This is a genomic window from Paenibacillus shirakamiensis (genome assembly GCF_017874255.1).
GTDB classification, from domain to species: Bacteria; Bacillota; Bacilli; order Paenibacillales; family Paenibacillaceae; genus Fontibacillus; species Fontibacillus shirakamiensis.
Window position 1 is genome coordinate 320,384 of record NZ_JAGGLD010000003.1, and the last position, 22,892, is coordinate 343,275.

General features: G+C 42.8%; 23 protein-coding genes and 1 riboswitch. Of the genes, 15 read left to right on the forward strand and 8 right to left on the reverse strand.

Annotated elements, in window-relative coordinates:
• The first annotated feature begins 86 nt into the window (after window positions 1-86).
• Window positions 87-1,181 carry a Gfo/Idh/MocA family protein gene (locus tag J2Z69_RS10950; protein ID WP_209862136.1) on the forward strand — a complete coding sequence of 365 codons (1,095 nt, stop codon included), beginning with the start codon at window positions 87-89 and terminating at the stop codon, window positions 1,179-1,181.
• A 129-nt stretch (window positions 1,182-1,310) separates the two neighbouring features.
• Here J2Z69_RS10950 and J2Z69_RS10955 read toward each other — a convergent pair whose 3' ends face one another.
• Complete coding sequence (locus J2Z69_RS10955) at window positions 1,311-3,395, reverse strand: catalase (protein ID WP_209862138.1); 2,085 nt, start codon at window positions 3,393-3,395, stop codon at window positions 1,311-1,313.
• Window positions 3,396-3,697: 302 nt separating this feature from the next.
• Between J2Z69_RS10955 and J2Z69_RS10960 the strand changes: the two genes are divergently transcribed.
• Entirely contained in the window at window positions 3,698-4,045 is a 348-nt protein-coding gene (locus J2Z69_RS10960; RefSeq protein ID WP_209862140.1) for a LytTR family transcriptional regulator DNA-binding domain-containing protein, read from the forward strand.
• 42 nt (window positions 4,046-4,087) lie between these two features.
• Here the strand turns inward: J2Z69_RS10960 and J2Z69_RS10965 are convergent, their stop codons facing one another.
• Window positions 4,088-5,077, reverse strand: a complete 990-nt coding sequence (locus tag J2Z69_RS10965; protein ID WP_209862142.1) for an aldose 1-epimerase — start codon at window positions 5,075-5,077, stop codon at window positions 4,088-4,090.
• Between the two features lie 91 nt (window positions 5,078-5,168).
• On the opposite strand from J2Z69_RS10965, the gene J2Z69_RS10970 reads away from it, so the two are divergent.
• The 10 genes from J2Z69_RS10970 (at window position 5,169) to J2Z69_RS11015 (ending at window position 14,444) form a co-directional block, all read left to right on the forward strand.
• Entirely contained in the window at window positions 5,169-6,044 is an 876-nt protein-coding gene (locus tag J2Z69_RS10970) for a C40 family peptidase (RefSeq protein WP_209862145.1), read from the forward strand.
• Window positions 6,045-6,432: 388 nt separating this feature from the next.
• Entirely contained in the window at window positions 6,433-7,209 is a 777-nt protein-coding gene (locus J2Z69_RS10975) for an ABC transporter permease (RefSeq protein ID WP_209862148.1), read from the forward strand.
• Complete coding sequence (locus J2Z69_RS10980; protein ID WP_209862684.1) at window positions 7,209-8,009, forward strand: ABC transporter permease; 801 nt, start codon at window positions 7,209-7,211, stop codon at window positions 8,007-8,009. The genes J2Z69_RS10975 and J2Z69_RS10980 overlap by 1 nt, the downstream gene beginning before the upstream one ends.
• 28 nt (window positions 8,010-8,037) lie before the next feature.
• On the forward strand, window positions 8,038-9,045 hold the full coding sequence (locus J2Z69_RS10985; protein ID WP_209862686.1) for an ABC transporter ATP-binding protein: 1,008 nt from the start codon (window positions 8,038-8,040) through the stop codon (window positions 9,043-9,045).
• Between the two features lie 97 nt (window positions 9,046-9,142).
• Complete coding sequence (locus J2Z69_RS10990; protein ID WP_209862151.1) at window positions 9,143-9,784, forward strand: metal-dependent hydrolase; 642 nt, start codon at window positions 9,143-9,145, stop codon at window positions 9,782-9,784.
• Between the two features lie 135 nt (window positions 9,785-9,919).
• Window positions 9,920-10,474, forward strand: coding sequence for a glutathione peroxidase (locus J2Z69_RS10995; protein ID WP_209862153.1), 555 nt, complete (start codon window positions 9,920-9,922; stop codon window positions 10,472-10,474).
• Between the two features lie 94 nt (window positions 10,475-10,568).
• Entirely contained in the window at window positions 10,569-11,957 is a 1,389-nt protein-coding gene (fumC, locus tag J2Z69_RS11000) for a class II fumarate hydratase (RefSeq protein ID WP_209862156.1), read from the forward strand.
• An 11-nt stretch (window positions 11,958-11,968) separates the two neighbouring features.
• On the forward strand, window positions 11,969-12,919 hold the full coding sequence (locus J2Z69_RS11005) for an alpha/beta hydrolase family protein (RefSeq protein ID WP_209862159.1): 951 nt from the start codon (window positions 11,969-11,971) through the stop codon (window positions 12,917-12,919).
• 133 nt (window positions 12,920-13,052) lie between these two features.
• Complete coding sequence (locus J2Z69_RS11010) at window positions 13,053-13,388, forward strand: L,D-transpeptidase (protein WP_209862162.1); 336 nt, start codon at window positions 13,053-13,055, stop codon at window positions 13,386-13,388.
• 165 nt (window positions 13,389-13,553) lie between these two features.
• On the forward strand, window positions 13,554-14,444 hold the full coding sequence (locus J2Z69_RS11015) for a molecular chaperone DnaJ (RefSeq protein ID WP_209862165.1): 891 nt from the start codon (window positions 13,554-13,556) through the stop codon (window positions 14,442-14,444).
• A 114-nt stretch (window positions 14,445-14,558) separates the two neighbouring features.
• On the opposite strand, the gene J2Z69_RS11020 is transcribed toward J2Z69_RS11015, so the two are convergent.
• Both J2Z69_RS11020 and J2Z69_RS11025 read right to left on the reverse strand, forming a co-directional pair.
• Window positions 14,559-15,482, reverse strand: a complete 924-nt coding sequence (locus tag J2Z69_RS11020; RefSeq protein ID WP_209862168.1) for an AEC family transporter — start codon at window positions 15,480-15,482, stop codon at window positions 14,559-14,561.
• 180 nt (window positions 15,483-15,662) lie between these two features.
• Complete coding sequence (locus J2Z69_RS11025) at window positions 15,663-16,646, reverse strand: DUF4349 domain-containing protein (RefSeq protein WP_209862170.1); 984 nt, start codon at window positions 16,644-16,646, stop codon at window positions 15,663-15,665.
• A 160-nt stretch (window positions 16,647-16,806) separates the two neighbouring features.
• A riboswitch (FMN riboswitch) is annotated at window positions 16,807-16,960 on the forward strand.
• 141 nt (window positions 16,961-17,101) lie between these two features.
• Between J2Z69_RS11025 and J2Z69_RS11030 the strand changes: the two genes are divergently transcribed.
• On the forward strand, window positions 17,102-18,070 hold the full coding sequence (locus J2Z69_RS11030; RefSeq protein ID WP_209862172.1) for a DMT family transporter: 969 nt from the start codon (window positions 17,102-17,104) through the stop codon (window positions 18,068-18,070).
• A 257-nt stretch (window positions 18,071-18,327) separates the two neighbouring features.
• On the opposite strand, the gene J2Z69_RS11035 is transcribed toward J2Z69_RS11030, so the two are convergent.
• Both J2Z69_RS11035 and J2Z69_RS11040 read right to left on the reverse strand, forming a co-directional pair.
• Window positions 18,328-18,753 carry a universal stress protein gene (locus J2Z69_RS11035; protein WP_209862173.1) on the reverse strand — a complete coding sequence of 142 codons (426 nt, stop codon included), beginning with the start codon at window positions 18,751-18,753 and terminating at the stop codon, window positions 18,328-18,330.
• Window positions 18,754-18,765: 12 nt separating this feature from the next.
• Window positions 18,766-19,986 (reverse strand): MFS transporter, encoded by a 1,221-nt coding sequence (locus J2Z69_RS11040; protein ID WP_209862176.1) that lies wholly within the window; start codon window positions 19,984-19,986, stop codon window positions 18,766-18,768.
• Between the two features lie 241 nt (window positions 19,987-20,227).
• Here J2Z69_RS11040 and J2Z69_RS11045 point away from each other — a divergent pair, with 241 nt between their 5' ends.
• The gene (locus J2Z69_RS11045; RefSeq protein ID WP_209862179.1) at window positions 20,228-20,863 is read left to right on the forward strand and encodes a DsbA family oxidoreductase; all 636 of its coding nucleotides are present in this window, start codon (window positions 20,228-20,230) and stop codon (window positions 20,861-20,863) included.
• Window positions 20,864-20,923: 60 nt separating this feature from the next.
• Here the strand turns inward: J2Z69_RS11045 and J2Z69_RS11050 are convergent, their stop codons facing one another.
• On the reverse strand, window positions 20,924-21,295 hold the full coding sequence (locus J2Z69_RS11050) for a (2Fe-2S) ferredoxin domain-containing protein (RefSeq protein ID WP_209862181.1): 372 nt from the start codon (window positions 21,293-21,295) through the stop codon (window positions 20,924-20,926).
• Window positions 21,296-21,557: 262 nt separating this feature from the next.
• On the opposite strand from J2Z69_RS11050, the gene J2Z69_RS11055 reads away from it, so the two are divergent.
• Window positions 21,558-21,992, forward strand: a complete 435-nt coding sequence (locus J2Z69_RS11055; RefSeq protein WP_209862184.1) for a hypothetical protein — start codon at window positions 21,558-21,560, stop codon at window positions 21,990-21,992.
• 57 nt (window positions 21,993-22,049) lie between these two features.
• Here the strand turns inward: J2Z69_RS11055 and J2Z69_RS11060 are convergent, their stop codons facing one another.
• Window positions 22,050-22,787 carry a DUF1361 domain-containing protein gene (locus J2Z69_RS11060; RefSeq protein ID WP_209862186.1) on the reverse strand — a complete coding sequence of 246 codons (738 nt, stop codon included), beginning with the start codon at window positions 22,785-22,787 and terminating at the stop codon, window positions 22,050-22,052.
• Window positions 22,788-22,892 lie beyond the last annotated feature (105 nt).

Sequence of the window (22,892 nt, forward strand, 5' to 3'; positions counted from 1 at the left end):
TAAAGCCCATGGGAAATACCGTATAATAAAGTATTCAGAAATTTAGAAAGTCTGATAAGAATGGACTAGACCGAGGAGTGGAAAGGATGAAAACCATCAAAGTAGGTGTCATCGGTGGAGGCGGGATTGCAGGCGCCCATGCCAAAGCATATTTGAAACTACCTTTTGTAAAAGTGGTTGCTGTTGCTGATTTAATGGAAGGACGAGCAGCACAGTTTATTGAGAAATATAGCCTGAGCGAAGCTCAACCTTTTACCGATTACCGAGAATTATTGAAGCTTGATCTGGATGCTGTAAGTATATGTACGCCCAATGTATCTCATCATCAAATTTCCATTGATGCCCTTAGAGCCGGTAAGCAAGTTCTTCTGGAGAAACCCATGTCCGTTACTCTAAGTGAAGCCATCGATATGGTCCATGTATCCAAACAAATGAATCGTATGCTCTCGATTGGATTTCAACCGCGTTATGATCCGAATATGAAAATGCTTCGCGAGATTGTGCAATCCGGCCAACTTGGCAATGTGTATTATGCCGAGACAGGGGGAGGCAGACGCCGCGGGATGCCCGGCGGAACTTTCATTAGCAAAAAATTAGCAGGGGCAGGGGCCATGATTGATGTAGGCTGTTATTCTTTGGACCTTGCACTAAATACGCTGGGACATCCCCGTCCACTAACGGTATCTGCCTTTACCACGAACCATTTCGGAACCAATGCTCGGTACCATCCTGAAGCTTCTAAATTTGAAGTAGAAGATTTCGGCGTGGCTATGATTCGGTTCGAGAATGATATGGTGCTTCAATTCAAAATCTCATGGGCTATGCACATGGACTCTCTGGGCCCTACGATCTTCCTTGGTACAGAGGGTGGCATTAAAGTAACGCCTTATGGATCAGGCCCATGGGCTGGAATCTGGAACGATAAAGTAGGGTCAATGAAGATGTTCCAAGATGATGAAATTGGACAAATCTCCAGAGATTTAGCATTAGTTGATCACGACCTTAATCTCTTCCATGAGAAAATTCGCGATTTTGCCGAAGCGGTTCGTGATGATCGACCTGCTCCCATTCCAGGGGAAGAGATTGTCATTCAGCAAGCTATTATTGATGGCATTCTGCGTTCATCTCAACAACGTAAAGAAGTATCCGTTGAGCTGCCCTTGAACATCACAGAAGTATAATTATAATGAGATACAAGATTACGCAAAAAGAGCTTGCGGAGAACATTCTCCGCAAGCTCTTTTCTATTTAGATGTTTTCTATTTAGATCTTTTCTATTTATCTCTATTTAGATGAAGGTAGCATCACCCTTAAATCTTTCTTGCCCAGTGACGACTTTCTTGAATGCCATCGATTATCGCTTTACCGAATTTGTCACCTTCCGCTCCAGTGTCATGAATGACAACGCCTGGGCTTGGGGCAATTCCTGCGGCTTGTAACAGCTCTGTTGCATCTGTTCCAATTGCAATCGTCTTATAGTGTTGGAAAGCTTCGCGCAAGAAATTGCCTGTCTTGCTATCGGTCTTCAGTGCATCTGCACTTGCCTTACCCCCTACAGCATATACAGCGTCAAACAGTACAGAATCTGCATTTAGAAGGGTATGAACAGGTTCTGCAAGGGTTCCTTTATCTCCGCGAATCGGTGTAAGATCCAGCCCTACAATTTCAGGTGTAACACCTGCCGCTTGCATGCTAGTCAATACGGATTTGACTTCCGCTTCATTATACCCGTCTGCCATTAGCAATGCTGCTTTGCGCGTCTTAGCAGATTTGATCGTATTCATCTGACTAAGAGCTGGAGATTTCGCAGTTACACCTGTAGCCACGCCTTTTTTAGCCTGAGCGTTGATACCCGCTGCAATACGTTCTGCCAACACTTCATCGACTTGACTGAACACATCCACTACATTTTGACGAATTTCCTTGCTCTTGACTTTACCAAGTTCAAATCGGAAAGCATTTACGATATGTTCCTTCTCTACATCAGACATGCTGTTCCAGAATAAAGTTGCTTGGCTAAAGTGGTCTTTAAAGCTATCACTACGTGCCTGTACTTTGCGGCCTTCAACCTTCTCCGCATAATGCGCATAACCGCCTTCTTTCTCCGAAGCAGGAGCAGGAGAATTGCCGGCAATCGTATTTTTATGATAACTAACGGGGCCAGTATTAATCGTCATGCGATGCATACCATCACGTTGATTATTGTTCACAGGTGCCACAGGTCGGTTGATCGGAATCTCCGCAAAGTTAGGTCCACCTAGACGTGACAACTGCGTATCTGTATAAGAGAACAATCTTCCTTGAAGTAGGGGATCGTTAGAGAAATCAATTCCGGGAACCAGGTGACCTGGGTGGAAAGCTACTTGTTCGGTCTCTGCGAAGAAATTATCTGTATTACGATTCAGCGTCATTTTACCAATGATCTGAACCGGGACAAGTTCTTCTGGCCATAACTTGGTTGCATCCAAAATATCGAAATCAAATTTGAATTCATCTTCTTCACTTAGCAATTGCACACCGAATTCGAATTCAGGATAGTTGCCTGTCTCAATAGCTTCCCACAGGTCGCGGCGATTGAAATCCGGATCTTTACCAGCAATCTTTTGCGTCTCATCCCAGACTAAAGAGTGTACACCCAGCACAGGTTTCCAGTGGAACTTAACGAATGTACCTACACCCTGCTCGTTCACTAGACGGAAAGTATGCACACCAAACCCTTCCATCATCCGGAAACTTCTTGGCAAAGAACGATCAGACATCGCCCACATAACCATATGTGCCGATTCTGTATTAGCCGATACAAAGTCCCAGAATGTATCATGAGCCGATGCCGCTTGCGGAATCTCATTATGAGGTTCCGGCTTCACCGCGTGAATAAAGTCAGGGAACTTCATCGCGTCTTGAATAAAGAATACCGGCATATTATTACCTACAAGGTCATAATTGCCTTCTTCTGTGTAGAACTTCGTAGAGAAGCCACGCACATCACGTACCGTATCACTAGAACCTCTAGAACCAGCAACTGTCGAGAAACGTACGAATACTGGCGTTTTTAGCGATGTATCGTTTAGAAATTTAGCTTTGGTATAAGGAGCTAACGACTTATATAATTCAAAGGTTCCGTGGGCACCGAAACCGCGAGCATGAACAATACGCTCTGGAATACGCTCATGGTCAAAATGGGTCATCTTCTCACGGAAATGGAAATCTTCCATTAAGGTAGGTCCTCGTAATCCTGCTTTCAAAGAAAACTCATCTTCACTAACCCGGAGACCCTGATTGGTCGTCAACTTTTGACCGTCATTATTTACACGATATTCTTCTAGTTGTTGATCTTTGCTATCTTCATGTAAATTGCCATTTGCTGCAGATGATTGATTGTCTTTATCATTCATGAGTTCGCTTCCTCCTTGAGATTCATAGCTTGGAAAACCTTTTAGAATTTGTTGTATATTAACGAATAAGGTCAAAAGCAACATCTGGACAAAAAGTCCCTCTTAGAATATAAACACTTTCTCTATTAACCAACCAAGGTATACATATTTTTGTTTGAAATTAAAAGATTTAATTGTATAGATCTTTCTTTTTAGCATATTGCACAAAAAAAACTGTGAAAAATGTGAAAAAATAATGCACAAAACGTTCATATTATGTTAAGATAATAACGCTTCCATTAATCTTTTAAAGGGGGATTTGGATGTTATATACGGAGCTTAGACCACGTAATGTGTACGAGGATTTGGACCCAGGGGCAGATGCTTATTTCTTCAAAGTCGGAGATCAAGGTGTGGTCATTTTTCATGGACGCAACTACAATCTTAAAAAGAGACTGACGGACGAAGAACAACGGACATTGCTTCACCATCCCTCATTTTTCCGGATTACGTGTCATTTATTTGTGAATGTCGACAAAATAACTGAAATCGATCACAATACCCTGCACTTTAGAGACGCTATACATGGGGTGAAATCGATAGAAGTCCCTCGTAAGATGGCTGAGCAACTACGCCGGCTAATCCATACACGGAACTCTATCGCGATATGATGATGAAAGCCGTCTTCTCTGAGGAAGACGGCTTTGTTGTCTTTACTTTATATATATTCTGGCTGTCTCTTCCCAAATCTCGCCACATTCTAAACCGAACAATCCAATCTCCTCGGCCGGCAACGATATATTGGGAGCATTAACTAAATTCACTTGCGGTTCAGGACAGAAAAAACCTGGCGTTCCCTCATTATTGTAGATCATCCACTGTTTGTAGGAAGTTCCCACGTCATAGACTAAAGTTACCTGCTGTACTGTATCCGTAAGCTCCATTCGATTCCGCCCATTCTGGGGAGCAACGGTATAGTGGTGGTCCAAATTCTCTGAAAAAGGATGTAAGGTTCCTTCCCTTAAAGAATGATCGGTTGGAGACACAGGCAGCTTTCTTCCCGTTGGAAGCATCCGTTCATTCATTTCCCAACGTTCTCCTACCGTAAGCTTCACCTGATAATTTGACGCCTGACTACCTGGAATGAATGGGGCATTAATCGCTGTGTGAAAAGCGAGTAGACAAGGCAGGCGCTTGTCTCCATCATTATGAATCCATATGCGCTGAGAGAGCCCATCCGCCCCCAATGTATATTGAAGCTTCATTGTGAACTGAAAAGGAAATTGAGCATAGACAGGATGCTGTTCATTCACCGTAATAGATACCGTAACATAGCTATGATGCTGGGTAGTCCCAAAATCTTCTATTTCCCAAGGAGTTGTATGCAAGAAACCATGTAAATGGTTATGTCGATCGGGCTCGTTAATAGATAATTCATATGTCTGTCCATCCCAAGGAAACTGTCCATCTTCATACCGATTAGGTGGAAAAAGCACAGGAATACCGTAGACCGCCGGTTTCTGCTTGAACATCTCCATTTCATGCTCAGGTTCCCGCAGGAAATTCCAACCTTTTATCGTATCACGAAAAGCTACTAAATTCCCCCCATATTCAGGGAGAATCACGGCCTCATATAATCCGGCGGTAAGTCGAATGGCAGATTCGCCGCCATATGTATCTTTGAATGCTTGTATTTTGCCCATGTTCATCTTCCCTTTCTGGTGTACATACATAAAATTGAATGTTCTCCACATACTTCATAGTAAAACATCTAAGAAATGGAGCGTAATTCCAATGTCTAATTCAATGAGTGTGCGTACCTTGTGGATCTGCAGTTGCGTATTAGTCTTATGCACTTCCTGCGGCTCCCGCCAATCTGCTGATAAGTCCCCTTCCCCCACTGCTTCTAACTCAAAAGCATGGAGCACCGATACTGGCAATGCTGTATGGATTCCTCTGGATTCTGCCGCCGATGCTATGGGCCTAAGGATAAAAGATACATCTAATACCACACAACTCGGTTACACGGATGCAATGTATGAGATCCATGAGGGACAGCATCGGGCTCGTTCCAAAGGATTATCTCTTAAGTTAAGACATGTGCCGGTTCGTCAGGGGAACCGAATCTATATCACGCAAGAGGATTTGTCCACATTATTAGGTACCCCTACTTCTTGGGATAAAAACACGCAAAAGGTGCAGATCCAACCCTTTTCGTCTCAAGAAGCCCAACTGTTAACGCCTAACGCAAATGATACTCCGCTACGTAGTCTTTCAGCTGTAGACAAAGAAGCGCTCATTGCTTTTGCCAAACGATTCCTAGGAGTACGTTATGAATTTGGTTCCTCTCCTTATGAGCAGAGCAAAACCTTTGACTGTTCTTCTTTTACCCAGTATGTATTCAAGAAATACGATATCGATTTACCTAGACTCGCCAGTCAGCAGGCTGAACTAGGAACGGCAGTTACCCGCAGTGAACTGCAGACGGGCGATTTGATTTTTTTCACTGTTCCGGGCCGATTTAAAGATGACAAGATCCCCGGACATGTCGGAATATACATTGGAGACGGCAAGTTCATCCATACGTGGGGAGATCCCGGGGTTCAAATCAGTGACTTAGACAAGGGCTACTGGAAAGGCGTCATTCTTTCCATGCGCAGGGTACTGTAATTACAAAGATTCACACAAGCTTGTCACTTCTGAACCTGAGTCGATACACAGTGGGGGCGGCGTCTAAGACAGCGATCTAGGATGCTTCATGATTCTGAATTTGGCCCAGCCTCCACATTTAATACGCAATCTTCCACATCCGTATTCTCCGCGTACTGCTAAGCTTGCCTTCAAGTATATCATGAACCTCCACATAACAGATTCCTGACTTATCTATAGACTTCATATCGACTTCCTTGCATACATTCCCCTTAGTTAAATGTTAAATAGACTTATAAAAATTATTGCCTTGCTTGGAAAAATCTAGTATGATGTATTCCTTCTTTCATTTTTCGCCTTGACTGAAGTTGACGAACAGCTCGTCACTCTAACTTATCGGAGGTGTACTATGCTTTATTTCACGCTGGCTTCCAAAGCCTACGTCCGCAATCTTCAATACCGCGCAGCTCATCTACTGCATAATGTCGCAAGTGTCCTGTTTGGCTACATGTATGCTTGTATCTGGATCGGAATCGGAGAAGAGACATCACTTGGAGCATATGGTGTCCAAGGCATGACTAGTTACATTGCTTTTACGCAAGCTAGTCTGTGGATCTCTGGATTCGCTACCATGGGACTAGGCATTCCTCAATCGGTCCGCACAGGGCAAATCGCTCTCGACCTGATGAGACCCGTCCACTTATTCCCTCATTTGATGAGCCGAGAGTGGGGCCAAATTGCTTATCAGTTCACCTACAAATCCATTCCTATCTATCTCATCTACTTCGTATTATTTGATCTTAAAGTTCCTAGGCACTGGAGCACGTGGCTGGCTACTTGTTGCGCTTTAATTCTAGCCGGATATCTATCGATCTGTATTAACTATGTGATCGGAGTAACCTCTATCTGGACTACGGAAAGCAACTGGCTCTATTGGACACATCATGCCCTGATTAATTTGTTAGCGGGGTTCTTTATCCCCATCGAATGGTTACCTCATTGGATGCAATCCCTTTGCTGGTTCATGCCCTATCCCTATCTTCTCTATGTTCCGACTCGAATCTATCTGGAACTAGGAGCCATCCATTCCTTAATAGGTTCGCTAATATGGTGTGTTCTACTCACCCTATTCTGCATCTACTTAACCAAGCGCCTAAGACTTAAGGTGGAGGTGCAAGGCGGATGATTCCCTTCAAACCTTGGCTCAAGTTGTACATGATCCTAATTCGCTCCAGTCTCCAAAGCCGCATGCAGTACAAATTTAATTTCATCTTGTCTACCATGCTAGCCGCTATGATTCAAATTGCAGAATTTCTTATGGTCGCTCTCGTGCTGTATAAATTCGGTGCTATACGAGGCTGGACTGTATACGAACTAGGATATTTGTTTGCCATTATGACCCTCTCCAAAACGATTTATCGGTCACTAGCAAGTGATGTCCACCATCTTGAAAATTATCTAGTCGAAGGGCAACTTGATCAGCTGCTAACTCGACCAGTCCCAGTTCTCTTTGCGTTGATGACTCAAAATTTCAGATTAATGTTGGGCGAAATCCTTCAAGGTAGTTTTTTGTTGATATGGTCCATGCGCCATATGATGAATTCTGGACAATTACATGCCATGTCCATCCCTTACACCTTGCTAATGATCTTATCAGGAGCCACAATTTTGTTTGCCATTGGACTTGCAACTGCCTCCGCTGGATTTTGGACCACCCGCATTCAAGAACTACAGACCTTAACTGAAGATGCTGCCCAGACAGCTGCCAAATACCCTCTTCATATTTATCCTTCTTGGCTTAAATCATTCTTCTTATTCGTTGTACCGGTAGGGTTCGTCAATTATGTTCCATCTCTATTCATACTTCATGGTGAGTATGGACTATGGCTGTTGTTAATAACAGTGGGGGTATCCCTTCTGCTGCTCATCCTTAGTCTGCAGTTCTGGTCTTATGGATTAAGTAAATATCAAAGTACAGGAAGTTGAGGGAGGATAATATATGAGCACTGAGGCTATTATCGAAGTTCATGAACTACATAAGGATTTCAAGCTTTCTGTTGCTAAAACCGGGGCATTCTCAGGAATTCGCACCTTATTTTCAAGGGACTATAGGATTAGACAGGCGGTTCACAATATCAGTTTTAGCATTCAACCCGGAGAATTTATCGGCTATATAGGACCCAATGGAGCAGGCAAGTCTACGACGATTAAGATGTTAAGTGGCATTCTTCATCCCACATCTGGTGAAGTGAGAATTCAGGGTACAAGCCCGGGGCAACATCGGCGTCAAGTGGCTGCGCAGCTTGGCGTCGTATTCGGTCAACGAAGTCAGCTTTGGTGGGATCTGCCTGTACAGGACTCCTACGATATCCTTGCTCAAATGTATAGCGTGACCCCGCAGCAATTACGTCAACGTATCGGTACATTAAATGACCTACTAGGATTAGAGGAGTTCTGGAAAACGCCGGTTCGCAAGCTTTCCTTAGGTCAGAGAATGCGTGCCGATGTAGCTGCCTCCCTCATTCATGACCCCGACATTCTATTTCTAGATGAGCCTACCATTGGACTCGACATTGCCGCCAAACGGAGTATCCGGGTCCTGCTGCGTTCTCTGAATCAAGAAATGGGCAAGACCATTCTCCTCACAACCCATGATATGGATGACATAGAGCAGTTATGCAATCGTGTCATGGTTATTAATCAAGGAGAGTTAACTTATGATGGAACTGTGCAGCAATTAAGAGAACGAATCGGACTTCCTACCCTTGTACGTGTCATATTCCAAGGACCTTTTCAGCTTCCCATAAATCTATCTACTACCTTGCTACCCTTTGATATTCCGGTTAAAGACTTAGGATTCATACGAATTCTCGAAGTAGATGACCGAAGTGTTCTGGTAGAAGCGAATAGACAAGAGATCAAAGCGATGGATATGTTAAGAGAACTCAGTACGTGGGGCGAAGTGGATGACATTCATATGAACGAACCGCTGTTTGAAGATATTATTCATACCATCTATTAAATGATAGTTTTCCTTGTTCACCTCTGGCTAGCCATGTATACTAAATACAAACATACGTTTGGTATTATTCTATCTTGTCAGTCCGGAGGTATAGCTTATGAAAGGTACGACCCATTTGGCAATCGGTACAGCAATCGGCGTTGCCGCTTGCTCTCATTATCCATTTTCCCTGAAAAGTTCTGCTGTATACCTAGCCGTGGCCGGCTTCTCAGCACTAAGTGCTGATCTTGACGGTCCTAGTATGCTCAGCTCGCGAATCGGGCAATTATCTCGAACCCTTCGCGAGCTTTTCCTATGGGTAGGTTTTGTCTCCATCCTTATTCTAGGTTGTCAGTATTTTTTCTACCATCTCTTTTTCTTAGAATATACGGCCTTATCTGTCGCCTTACTGATGTTTGGACTTATTACTAAAGAAGGTCTTATACGGAACACCTTAATCAGTCTAATTGGAGCCGGATTCATCTATGGAGGTTGGGTGTGGCATATGTATTGGTTATCTGGACTAGGTCTATTTATTATGGTAGCGCCTTGGTTCAACCATCGCGGGATGACGCATACGGTGTGGGCCGTTTTTGTCTGGGGAGCCATAGCTACCGGCCTTGAGCGAGAACTTCAACTTCCCGGTATTATGACAGTGGCTTCCCTGTCGTATATCTCCCATCTATTAGCAGATACGTTTACTCCAAGTGGGGTGAAGTGGCTTTTTCCTCTGTACAAAAAACCGTTCAAACTCCCTTAAATTGAATCTTAAGGCCTATATATTTGGAATATTATAGTGACAATGGCAGGGGTATGTTCTATAATCTAATTGTTACTGCGCAATAGATTTGCTCACAAAGATTATGGTGTACATACCCACGAGGAGGACAAAATGATGTCTATTTATTCGTTCCATGCTCACAATATTCGCGGCAAAGAAGTTCCAATGAGTCAATTCAAAGATCAAGTCTTACTCATTGTGAACACTGCAAGTAAATGTGGACTCACGCCCCAATACAGTGATCTTCAGAAGCTTTACGAGAAATACAAGGATCAGGGCTTCACAATTTTAGGCTTCCCCAGTAATCAATTCGGAGAGCAGGAGCCTGGATCTAACGACGAGATTAATACGTTTTGTCAGCTGAATTATGGCGTAACCTTTCCTCTTTTTGAAAAAGTAGATGTTCGCGGAAGTTCCAAACATCCTCTTTTCGCATACCTTACCGAGCAAAAGCCTTTCACTCAGTTCGATCTTTCGAATTCAGGTGCTAAATTATTAAAAGCCTTTATTGAAGACAAACAACCTGATCTGATGCTTGGCGATGACATCAAATGGAACTTCACCAAGTTCCTAGTTAACGCACAAGGCGAAGTGGTAGAACGATTCGAATCTCCTGTTGATCCGGTAGACATGGAGACAGCTATTGAGAAATGGCTTTCCGTGAAATAAATTTCTCCCCCTTTTATACAAATGTAAACGCTGTCCGAGTAGACGCTGAAATGATATAATTTGGAATAGCACACTATTTGGAGGGATGTTTACAATGGAATTCCGTATTGAAAAAGACACAATGGGTGAAATCAATGTTCCAGCGGACAAGCTGTGGGGTGCACAAACCCAGCGTAGCCGTGAGAATTTCCCTATTGGTATTGAACACATGCCGATTGAAGTGATTCAAGCTTTTGCTATCCTCAAACGGAGTGCTGCATTAAGCAACCAGAAGCTGGGTAAGCTGTCTGAAGTGAAGGCTCAAGCTATTGCCCAAGCAGCAGATGAAATTGAAGCGGGACAATGGGATGATCAATTCCCACTCGTGGTCTGGCAGACCGGAAGCGGTACGCAGTCGAACATGAATGTTAATGAAGTGATTGCACATCGTGGTAATCAAATTCTTGAACAGCAAGGACATGCAGAGCGCCTTCATCCGAACGATGATGTGAACATGTCCCAAAGTTCAAATGATACGTTCCCTACAGCCCTTCATGTAGCTGGAGTTCTAGCTGTTGAAGGTCAGCTTCTACCTGCCATTAGCAAGCTGGAAGATACTTTTAGCAACCAATCCGAGCAGTTCAAAGATATCATCAAGATCGGCCGTACCCATCTACAGGATGCTACACCGCTTACCCTTGGACAAGAAATTAGTGGTTGGCAGCACATGCTCGAGAAGAGCCGTAAGATGATTAGCGAAAGCGTTGAATATATGAAGGAACTTGCTATTGGGGGAACAGCTGTAGGTACAGGCATCAACGCTCATCCTGAGTTTGGCGATCGTGCTGCGGTAGAGATTAGTCTGTCCACAGGCAAAACGTTCACTTCCGCTTTGAATAAGTTTCATGCTTTAACAAGTCATGATCAAGTCGTGTATACCCATGGAGCTATTAAGGCTCTTGCGGCTGACGTTATGAAGATAGCCAATGATATTCGTTGGTTAGCTAGTGGTCCACGAAGCGGGATTGGTGAGATCTCGATTCCAGAGAACGAGCCAGGAAGCTCCATCATGCCAGGTAAAGTGAATCCAACACAATGTGAGGCCATTACCATGGTTGCAGCTCAAGTATTTGGCAACGATGTTACCATTGGATTCGCAGCTAGCCAAGGAAACTTTGAGTTAAACGTATTCAAGCCAGTTATTATCTATAATTTCCTTCAATCTGTCCGTTTACTAGCTGATTCTCTAGTCGCATTCCATGATAACTGTGCCATTGGAATTGAACCTAATTATGAGAAGCTTGATCACAATCTTAAAAATTCTCTGATGCTCGTCACTGCGCTTAATCCTTATATCGGGTATGAGAATGCTGCCAAAATTGCTAAATTAGCACATAAACAGAACCTTACGTTAAAAGAGGCTGCATTACAGACTGGACTATTGAGCGAAGAACAATTCGATCAATATGTGAAGCCGGAGAATATGATTAAGCCTGCGAAGTAATACTGGAATCTATGAATATCTATCGAGTAAGTTATACATCCGGTAAGTATGTAGTCAAAGGTTATCTTGCTTTTCCTCCAAGGTGTCATGTCTCTTCTGAACAACTAGAGCAATGGATGAATCCAGCGCAATCTCCTGAACTTCCCCTGGAGCTTATTGCGCAGTCTATGGAAAATCCCCTGCCTCATTGGTCTGGTCAGAAGTGGCCTGTCTTCCTTTATTGCCGTGGAGGTATAGGTAAAGTAGGTAGTGTCAAAACGAAATGGCTCGAAGACTTCGCACGCCACGACCAGATCGTATTTGCCCCTTGTTATCGAGGCAATGAAGGGGGTCAAGGTCGCGATGAATTTGGAGGTGCGGACCGAGAAGATGTCTTCTCGGCTTTTCGTATACTTCAAAGTCTGCCTTGCGTGAATGCAGAAAAGATTTCAGTGATGGGATTCTCTAGAGGAGCCGTGAATGCCGCAGAGCTTGCCTCCGGCGACGATCAATGGACAGATGCTGCCCTTCACCAAAGATTAAGTGCAGGGATGAATTCAATTGCAAAGTTGTCTTACGTTGAACAGTCTGAGTATCATTTGCTCAAGAGCCCTTTACCTCGAGTATACAGACTTATTCTATGGAGCGGAGTATCGGACTTAAGCCAAACCTATGAAGAACGCATCGAGCTTAGACGCATGTTCAAACGGGTTATTGGAGGCACGCCACATCGGCTTCCCCAAGCTTATGCAGATCGATCTCCTCTATTCATGGCATCAGCACTCCCCTGCCCTATTCTAGTTATCCATGGCACAGATGATCCTCAGGTCGATTACAGTCATGGCGAACGAATGGTAGCGAAGCTGCAGGAGCTAGCCTTAGACGTTACCTTTCATACGTATGAAGGTTATGCACATCATTTTCCTGAAGCTGTTCATCAAACCGCAATTCAGCGAATGTTCCAGTGGATCAGCTCTAACTAGTTGGGCTTAATACAGTGTCTCTATTTAAATGTACTCTTGTTCCAATTAAGACTCCATTACAGTAGGCATACACCCTCCCTTTCCCTTGTGAATACGATGTCACTAGAGGTTTCAAAAGGGAGGATATTACAGTATGGCTAATCGCATTATCGTGGATTTATCGGATCGACAATTGTATTTATTGGACGGAAATATTGTAACTAGAGCATTTCCAGTTGGAGTAGGCAAAATGCTTACACAGACCCCTACAGGGAATTATACGATTATTAATAAGGAAGAGAATCCGGGGGGGCCATTCGGCGTTTTATGGATGGGACTCTCTAGACCTCACTATGGAATTCACGGAACCAATGATCCTGCTTCGATAGGTCATTATGTATCTCATGGCTGTATTCGAATGTACAACGAAGATGTTTTAACATTATCTCCGTTAGTTCCTGTAGGCACACAAGTAACGATCCGTGAATAAAAGGCTTCTGCTTCCCATGGACACCCTGGTTTCACATCTTTCATAAGATGTGAACGCCAGGGTGTTTTTGCGGATTTGCCGAAGCCTTACGTTTTCATTTTATTCTGGTTAACCGTATAATAATGAAGAATGTGAGCACCCCTTAATGGCAGAGGAGAAGAAAATATGACGCAGGTACAGAATTTACACCAAGCATTCGAGATACTGGGACTTCCAGAAGGTTCTTCACGTCAAGATGTAGAGAAAAGATTCGAGATTTTAGTACGTCAATACCGAGGTAGACCTTCCGAGCAGTTCGAGCCGATAGCCAAGGCCTATCGAACCATTACTTCCACTGAAGATCAGCAAGCCATCGATGAGATTACGCGCGAAAAATATGCAAAATTCAAAGGTTTCGCTGGACCCGCTGAGCGAATAGATGACTTTTTCCGTCTGCATAAGTATAAAGTTATTATTGCAGCGATTGCCCTCATCGCTATTATTTTTGGAACACGCAGTTATCTAGACTATCGTGCCGAACAAGACCGACTAGCTAAGCTTCCACCAATTGACTTGTCCTTTATGATTGTCGGAGAATTCGCACAATCATCTGGCAAAGAAGAGATGACAGAGATAGAGACTGGCCTCCTCCAACCTTTTCCAGACTGGCACCGCGTAACTGCTTTACTCACCTATTTATCCTCTGAAGGGCAAGGTCAAATGGGTATGGCCATGCAGCAGAAGGCGATGGTGCAACTTGCTACAGAAAAGTTAGATCTATTCATTATGGACAAGTCAACCTTCGAATGGATTGGTGGCGGCGGTGGACTTATCTCTTTAGATGATCAAATGTCGTCCTTATCCACCAAGCTTAAGCCCGATCAACTGCTAAAGTTGAAGCGTCAGGATGATACTGATGATACTAAGGAACATGTCTACGGTATCAATGTAACCAATAGCCCTTTAGCTAAGGCATTACCGCTGAAATATAAAGATTTTATCATCGGGATCAAGACAGGAGCGCAGCATCCAGAGAAGGCAATGGAATTCCTAAAAACTTATGCAGCAAGCCATTAACTATGCTACACAAGTTCATCCTAAATTTATTAAGAACCATTCATTTTACTATGAACCACTCATCATACTATGAACCAATCAACTTACTATGAGCCTTTTACTTACTATGAAACCTCATTTCACTATAGCAATAAGGACAGGTAGCACTACGAAAGAAGCTAATGTGGTCCATAAAATGCAGCGTGACACCAATTGAGGCGCTGCCTCGAATCTTTCGGAGAGCACCACAGCATTTACTGCTACAGGCATAGAAGCGAGAATGAGCAGAACGGCATACTGCACGCCATGAACATTTAATACCCAAAGTACAAGAGCAGCAACAAGTGGAGATAATACAAGGCGAACCATAATGCCTGACCAAAAAGCTTTGCCTAATATCGCTCCCTCTTCTCTGCCTTGGATACTTACCATCTGAGCTCCTAGAATCGCAAGCACTACTGGAGAATAGGCAGCAGCAACCATAGCTACTCCGCTCTGGATACCTTCAGGTAGAGAAAGGTCCAGCGCACGCAGTAAAAGGGCCAGTGCAGCCGCATAGATCGCAGGCAGTGCAAATACAGACTGTATCGCTTTACGCATCGTGAACTGAGATCTTGCGGCAAAATATACGCCAATGGTATTCACAATGATCATCTGCCCAATCACATACACCGAGGCCTTATCAAGTCCTAACTGTCCAAAGGCAAGCAGAATTAGTGGGAGACCATAATTCACACTGTTTGTGAAGGTAGATATGAGTGTCAATCCTGCTTGTTCTGCTGAGGGAAGTCTAAGCCAGCGTGCAATCGCCTGAGCTATAGCCCATAGCAATACTAGATTAAGTAGCGAGAATCCTAAGGTATGCGTGACTTCAGTCCACGTAATTTTTGCATTCAACAAGGTTTGCAGTAATATGGCAGGGCTTAAAATATACAAATATAGGGTGAGCAAAGGCTTCGTATCTATATTTTTGAACTTTTTGAGCAAAGCTCCGGATAACACGGGGATCGATAAAGGAACTAGCGTATGAAATAACGTGCTCGTGATTGCTTGTAACATGAGGTTTGTCCTTTCTTCAGTTGAGTCTTAGCCTATACTCTACCTTAGATTTACGTATTTGGATATTCCACCTGTTGGAAGATCATCCCGATATCAAAAAAAAGCGTTCGCCAAAACCATGTGGTTAAGGTGAGCGCTATTTAAAATGCACTTTATTTTAGCTGAACTGAATTCAAATCATTAAGTTATGTCTTCATGGGAAGAAGTTGATTCAAGCGGGTCATTCACTATTTCTAGCTGCTCTTCGGCTTTTGAATACAAGGCTCTACGTTGCTCCATTAATCGTACCTTTCTCCTCCTATATAACCAGAACATCCATAGAATAATACCTGCTATACCTAGGATCGGAAGCGCTCCTGCCAGAACGATAATGATCCATTTCCCAAATTCACCTAGCCCATTTAAGGTCCCTCTTAATGCATCAGATGCTCGCTCTCCGATAGAACGGGTTACTTTACCCGACTCTTTAGTTAATAGATCGCCACTTTGCGAAAGGTGAATAGTAATTGTGGAATACGCAATATTATGATCTAAATATTTCATTTTTCCTCTAATTTGTTCAATCTCCTCCTGAATTTTGCCAAGTTCATTCGAAAAAGAGACTAAATCGCTTGTCTTCTCCGCTCGTTTGAGAAAATCTAAATACCGCTGTTCCATAATCTCTTTCACTTTCAGTCTAGATTCCATATCTACATACTGTTCAGTTACATCTTGTCCTTCCATACTCTGACTCATGGATTCATGCTTCATTAGACTTATGTCTTTCATCAAGGGAGCAAATCCTTTAGCCGGAACTTTGACTACAAAATTACCTCCTAGATTGTCGTCTGACTTATTCTCAGAAAATTGAAGAATATAACCGCCCCGTTGTGTCACGATTGTTCTCACTTTATCCTGAGCGATTGTATAGTCTTGAACCTTCAAATCCATGTTTGCCGTGTAGATTAACTTTTTGTTAGAGGAAGGAATTGAAGCATCCGATGTTCCTGTTGATTTCTCAGAAGCTGGTACTTCTGGAGAAGCAGTCGAGTCCGCCGAAGTTTGTACAACATTATCTTGAAAACTCTCCTTATTCTCAACTGCATTAGAATTCTGAGCTGTCCCGCAAGCGGTTATGAATACTAGCATCAAAAGGATGAATCCTTTACGAAAGTCTCTCTTCATCATTTGTTCCCCCCACTCTGAATTCACTATCTTAAACGCAGGAAAATACTGGAATGTTTCAAAGAGTTTGTATTTTTTGCTTATTGCGTTAAAAATAAATGAATGCCCTGTTGACAGCAAGCGTTTTCATGTTGTTAGATAACTGTAGAACTAATCGAATATGGATCTTCGGGGGCAGGTGAAATTCCTGACCGGCGGTGATAGTTCACTTGTGAACTCGAGCCCGCGACTCGTCATGACTGCATCAGCAAAGTGACGACTGACTTGGTGTAAATCCAAGGCCGACGGTATAGTCCGGATGGGAGAAGATCAAAAAACAGCCACGAACACGGTTTTATTTACCGTTGGAATAGGTTTGTTTGATGAGGCCCCCGTATATTACCTTTATGGTATATGCGGGGGTTTTTCTACATCGAGGTCCACTATTCAAAACTAACCGATGGGAGTTTTTGAATATGGAAAATGTCAACACCGCTACACTGCATTTCAATACCAAGAAGCGAATCAATCCTGGTTTTTGGTTCGTAGTTATGGGTGCTGCACTTTGGGGTGCCGACCCGCTGTTCCGAATTTTATTACTGAAATACTTCACATCCACTCAGATTGTATTGCTGGAACATATCTTGCTCTTCGTCTTCGCAGCTCCCGTACTATGGAGGCATCGTGCCGAACTGAAGAGTATCCGCTTGCGCCATGCTGTAGCTCTTATCTTTATCTCTTGGGGTGGGTCGGCTATTGCCTCCATTCTGTTCACTCAAGCTTTGTCCCCGGCCCACGGGGATTTGAATGCCGTTCTTTTACTACAGAAAATGCAGCCTATTTTTGCTATTGTCCTAGCTCGTATTATTTTAAAAGAACATTTGCCTAAATACTTCTCTTGGTTGATTGTAGTTGCACTTACAGGTACCTACCTACTCACCTTCGGATTCTCGCTTCCTTTTGGACATTTTAACAATTTCATAAAAGTAGGTAGTCTACTCTCCCTAGGTGCCGCAGCGCTATGGGGTGGATCTACAGTGATGGGACGATATATGTTAGGTAGTATGAAGTATGAGACCGTCACTTCACTACGTTTCATCTTAGCCTTGCCTTTACTGTTCATCATTAATGCTTCTCAGGGTGCTGCATGGACCGTTCCTACAGGCGGAGCAGAAATCACCTCGATCAGTATCAACTTATTTCTACAGGCTTTGCTCCCAGGTATGCTCAGCCTGCTACTTTATTACAAAGGCCTTTCTACCACCAAAGCTTCTTTCGCTACACTTGCTGAACTGAGCTTCCCGATGGTCGGGGTACTTATTAACTGGATTGCCTTCCACCAAATGATTACTTGGGCACAATTCACAGGATTTATCTTCATCTGGGTGACGCTCTTCATCATCTCCAGACAGCAACAACCTGAACCAGCAGAATCTCTTCAATAAAATATAAAGGGTTGAACCGCTTACTTGCGGTTTAACCCTTTTTTGTTACTCCTTAGTAAGATTTAGTAAGATGAACTCTAACAAAAAAGGATGATCTCTTGAGAGACCATCCTTTCTTTCATATCTTATTTACAACCGTGGTTTTTACTTTTGTTATACTTTTTTACTTTTTTATTTTTTTTACTTTTTCTACTTTTTCTACTTTTTCTACTTTTTCTACTTTTTCTACTTTTGATTAATTTATTTTTTTACAATCATTATTTTACAACCATCACTGGACAAACAGCCTGCTGGATTACATCATGGCTGACACTACCAAGGAACACTTCTGACATTAAGCCCATACCCCGAGTGCCCATAATGATTAGATCGATATTTCCATCCTGCGCTTCCTTACATATCAACTGAGCGGGATCACCATGACGTGTAACTTTTTTAATTTGAGCGGATATTCCTTCTAGAATGGCATAGGCTGGAGCCATCAATTGCTCGCCCTCGTCTTCTAAGCGAGAATCTACATCCACGCCTAAAGGAGGCTCCGTATAACTTAACTGTGGATTAATATGAAGCAGCGTCAGTTCGATGTTTTGACTTTTCATCGTCGATACCAAATCCTTCGCAGACTGCATAGCCCGTAGAGCATGTTCCGATCCATCCACGGGCACTAATAGACGTTGATACATTTGAACCCCTCCTTAATGTCCACCTTCTGTAATATGAGATAAATGTCCTCTGCGCACAATCAGAACGACCACGCCAACTAACACCATCAAAGCGCCGAATAAAAATGGTGAATCTGCAGTAGACCAATCTTCAGATAATTTTCCAGCTAACCAAGGAGATAAGGCCCCTCCAAGAAATCTAACAAAGCTATAGGCTGCCGAAGCTGTCGCACGCTCAACTGGCGCGGCTTGCATCACGGCTGTCGTAATTAATGTGTTATTAATTCCGAGGAAAATCCCTGCTACAATGACAGCAACTACAATGGTAGGCGTGGAATGATACATCGTTCCGACAGCCATAACCACGAGATCCAAAGCGAACAAACTAAGCATCCAACTGATGGACTTGACTAAGCTGATCCGACGCTGAATTCGAGGCGCTACCACTACAGAAGTGAAGGCCAACATAATGCCCCATCCAAAAAATACATAACCGAGTTTGTGTATATCGATATGCATTACATACGGAGAATAAGCCATCAACGTAAAGAATCCAAAATTATAAAGGAAAGCAACAATAGCAAGGGTCAATAAAGCAGGATAGCCTAATGCCTTAAAAGGGTCTGCTATCGTACTTTTCTTCTTAGGCTTCGGTGTAGCTGGTAAGACGAACAGGATAAAGATAAATCCAATTAACATCAATACACTTACACCAAAGAACGGACCACGCCATGAAATAGAACCCAGTTCTCCTCCGAGCAAAGGACCCACAGAAATTCCTAGTCCCAAAGCCGCTTCATATAAAATAATCGCTTTGGCTGTTCCTGAGGTGGAGAAATTAACAATAGCTGATAGGGCAGTAGCAATGAATAAGGCATTCCCTAGTCCCCATCCGGCTCTAAATCCTACAATTTGTCCGATCGTGTCAGATAATCCACCTAAAGATGCAAATATAATAGTAATCAGCATACCTAGCATTAGCGTCCATTTCACACCAAAACGGCTGGACACAATTCCCGTGATGAGCATCGCTACCCCCGTTACCAGGTTATAACTGGTGAATAGGAGTGATACTTGGCTCTTACTTGCATGAAGCTGCTCCGAAATTGCGGGCAAAATCGGATCGACCAAACCCAATCCCATAAAAGAGATTACGCAGGCAAAAGCAACAGCCCAAACGGCTTTGGGCTGTGAAAACATGCTGGTAGATGGCTGAAGTCCACCAGCTAACTCTGTATGTTGTTGTTGTTTCATTCCGAACCCTCCATAACTGTAATCGCCTCAATACTTTTCGACCTCTTATTATATAAACAGTATACTACCTTTCGAATTATATAGTCAATTATTTATATATAAATATTTATATATAAAATAAAGTTTCTATCCTATTTGACACCCTCCTTAACTTGTAACTATAATAATTTCAGTTCACACTTTTCATCACTGATTTCTGCATCATCAAATCCATGTGTACATATATCGGAGGTCTTTTATTATGAAAGTTGAAATTTGGTCAGATTATGCCTGTCCATTTTGTTATATTGGCAAACGTCGTTTTGAAGAGGCATTAGAACAATTTCCTGATCGCGATCAAGTAGAAGTTGTCTATCGAAGTTTTGAATTGGATCCCACAGCTCCCTTGCGTGTAGAGCAGGATATTCATGATATGTTGGCGTCAAAATATGGTATGCCACGGGAGCAAGCCATAGCTACCAATCACAATGTTACTGCCCAAGCGAAATCAGTAGGACTGGAATACAATCTAGACACTATGATTCTCACCAATACGCTGGATGCTCATCGCTTGACCCATCTTGCGGCTGAACAAGTTCTTGCAAAGGAGCTAAATGAACGATTGTTACGTGCTTATTTTACAGATTCTCTGAATTTGGGTGATCATGAAGTTTTGGCTGATTTAGCCGAAGAAGTAGGGATGAATCGTACGAAGGCGCTGGAAGTATTAGCATCCAATCAATATACCGAGGCTGTACGAGCTGATGAGCAAGAGGCTGGCCAACTTGGTATTCAAGGAGTTCCCTTCTTCGTCATGGATCGTGCCTATGGCGTCTCCGGGGCACAATCGCTCGAAGTTTTCCTTGATGCACTACACAAAGCAGCCGCTTCCGAATAGGGAAGCGGCTTTTTCATTTTCTATAGAAAGATCAGACACTTAGATGTCCAATACTATATCTCAACGATCGGTCTGCGCGTTTGGACCATGCATGGAATAACTACGATGCTTGGTCAGCCTTTTACCTATAGCTTGTCCCGTTGAAAGTCGACGAATGAGCTTTTTTCCTAGTTTCTCATTCATCTCTTTGAACCAATCTCCTTGTGGATAGACAGCTAACGTACAAGCATCGGAACATCGCCCCATACAGCTTGTTTTGCTTAACTGAATGTTGGACTTCGCCTGCTGACTGGAGATCTCTCTTCGCATTCCTTCGGCTACAGAACCCGCCCCATTCTTCATACAACTGGACCCCAGACACAAGACAATATGATGTTGAAGTTTACCTAAGTCTCTACTCCCCATACTCTGTTCACTCACCTTCAAACGCATGTTACCATTACCATAACATAGTGTACTCAGGCTGGCGAATGTATTACTTTTTGCTTACTGGCCTATCAACTTAGTATCCTGAATTTATATTTTCATTCCATTTTATCCAGAGTTTGAGGTAATCTTATAATACGAGGGAGTGATCACTAATCAGACGGCTATATTTTATATCAGTGATAGGTAGCATAGCCATATTAATACAATTGTTGTAGATTCTTTTGTAGGAGGTCCACTCCTCTTTCAGTTATTCCCACCCACCATAGTGCAAATCCACACGGCAGGTGTTAATGCATTTAGCAAATCAAATCGCTTATTTACTGAACAAGTCCATAATGATACAAATCAAAGTTCAACTGCACAGATGAATACGGACTTCCGTAATATCACTTTTATCGCCCAGTTTGAAATTCGAAATTCAACCTACAAGCCTATGACAAACTTACAATTAGATCTCATTTCCTCTTCAAATGCTCCACCTCTTGGTGTCTCATATAGCTACGATGGGATGTATGTTCAAATCGTACGATTTTCAACAAGTACTACACAGCTAACTGTACATTTCCCTGAAATAAAAGACTTCCCCATCGGGTCTCCATGGAGTTTAGAAAATAACCCTATCCGCTTACGGCTAAGTTGGGGAGATCAGCATCAATTCCATAAGGACTATCTACTTGCACAACTATTGAGAACATTGTAGGACTTCTAAGACCCGTCACTCATAGATTTTTTCGCTAACCATCATATTATTTAACTATTAATTTCTAGGAGACTGTATTCGACCCAGCAGACTGAATCCATAAATGAAGCTGTAACTTATCATTAGAATTAAGAACAGAATTCCTGTAAACGGAACCATTCGCCGTAACTCCTCTATATCCGTGAACATAGTCAGCACTTGCTTCAGTATGCTTTTCGGATGCATAATCGCATCCCAACTGTTCCATCGAATAAATCTGCCTAAATATATACCAAAACTGCTAAGACCTAGGACTAGCATGGCAAAAATCCAACTTCGTCCATATCCATACACACGCCGCACCAACTCCTGAACCAGAAACAAAGAAAAAATCCCAATGAACAACCCTACTATAGCAACTGAAAAAAACAATAATAAATGATACCAGAAGGCGATGTCCATCCAGAAACGATATGTATTGTCTAGATGATATTTCGCAAAGGGATGGAGCAAATCTGTCAGTAAGTATGCAGCATTCGGGTAGAAAAGAAGCCACAATATGCTTGTAGCTGTTAATAATATGATACGAAGTTCCTTTTCGATCTTAGCAACCATAATCCATTCGAGGAGGAAAGCAAAAAGGATAGGTAACCACGCAAGGAATAGGTTCCAGTTCAAGAACATGTAGATTTGTCTTCCACTGGTATAACGAATATGATGACCTAGACCCAAACAGAACATACTTGCAATGAATAGGAGCATTGCCATCATGAGCTTTACAAATAGATGGTTAATATCTTTCAAACTTCTCAGCATCATGGTTACCTCCAACCCACTTCATTCCTAATCCACTAAAATTCCCTTTATTTTACTCTATCATAGTGGGTTGCAATGCACAAAAAAGCAGGCTGCTGGGCAACC

Coding starts and splice junctions, on each gene's coding strand:
- J2Z69_RS10955 (WP_209862138.1), bottom strand. CDS start 3,395: ATGAATGATAAAGACAATCAATCATCTGCAGCAAATGGCAATTTACAT.
- J2Z69_RS11010 (WP_209862162.1), top strand. CDS start 13,053: ATGGCTAATCGCATTATCGTGGATTTATCGGATCGACAATTGTATTTA.
- J2Z69_RS10995 (WP_209862153.1), top strand. CDS start 9,920: ATGTCTATTTATTCGTTCCATGCTCACAATATTCGCGGCAAAGAAGTT.
- J2Z69_RS11035 (WP_209862173.1), bottom strand. CDS start 18,753: ATGTATCAACGTCTATTAGTGCCCGTGGATGGATCGGAACATGCTCTA.
- J2Z69_RS10950 (WP_209862136.1), top strand. CDS start 87: ATGAAAACCATCAAAGTAGGTGTCATCGGTGGAGGCGGGATTGCAGGC.
- J2Z69_RS10975 (WP_209862148.1), top strand. CDS start 6,433: ATGCTTTATTTCACGCTGGCTTCCAAAGCCTACGTCCGCAATCTTCAA.
- J2Z69_RS11005 (WP_209862159.1), top strand. CDS start 11,969: ATGAATATCTATCGAGTAAGTTATACATCCGGTAAGTATGTAGTCAAA.
- J2Z69_RS11015 (WP_209862165.1), top strand. CDS start 13,554: ATGACGCAGGTACAGAATTTACACCAAGCATTCGAGATACTGGGACTT.
- J2Z69_RS11030 (WP_209862172.1), top strand. CDS start 17,102: ATGGAAAATGTCAACACCGCTACACTGCATTTCAATACCAAGAAGCGA.
- J2Z69_RS10960 (WP_209862140.1), top strand. CDS start 3,698: ATGTTATATACGGAGCTTAGACCACGTAATGTGTACGAGGATTTGGAC.
- J2Z69_RS11020 (WP_209862168.1), bottom strand. CDS start 15,482: ATGTTACAAGCAATCACGAGCACGTTATTTCATACGCTAGTTCCTTTA.
- fumC (WP_209862156.1), top strand. CDS start 10,569: ATGGAATTCCGTATTGAAAAAGACACAATGGGTGAAATCAATGTTCCA.
- J2Z69_RS11050 (WP_209862181.1), bottom strand. CDS start 21,295: ATGCGTTTGAAGGTGAGTGAACAGAGTATGGGGAGTAGAGACTTAGGT.
- J2Z69_RS11045 (WP_209862179.1), top strand. CDS start 20,228: ATGAAAGTTGAAATTTGGTCAGATTATGCCTGTCCATTTTGTTATATT.
- J2Z69_RS10970 (WP_209862145.1), top strand. CDS start 5,169: ATGTCTAATTCAATGAGTGTGCGTACCTTGTGGATCTGCAGTTGCGTA.
- J2Z69_RS10990 (WP_209862151.1), top strand. CDS start 9,143: ATGAAAGGTACGACCCATTTGGCAATCGGTACAGCAATCGGCGTTGCC.
- J2Z69_RS11060 (WP_209862186.1), bottom strand. CDS start 22,787: ATGCTGAGAAGTTTGAAAGATATTAACCATCTATTTGTAAAGCTCATG.
- J2Z69_RS11025 (WP_209862170.1), bottom strand. CDS start 16,646: ATGAAGAGAGACTTTCGTAAAGGATTCATCCTTTTGATGCTAGTATTC.
- J2Z69_RS10965 (WP_209862142.1), bottom strand. CDS start 5,077: ATGGGCAAAATACAAGCATTCAAAGATACATATGGCGGCGAATCTGCC.
- J2Z69_RS11040 (WP_209862176.1), bottom strand. CDS start 19,986: ATGAAACAACAACAACATACAGAGTTAGCTGGTGGACTTCAGCCATCT.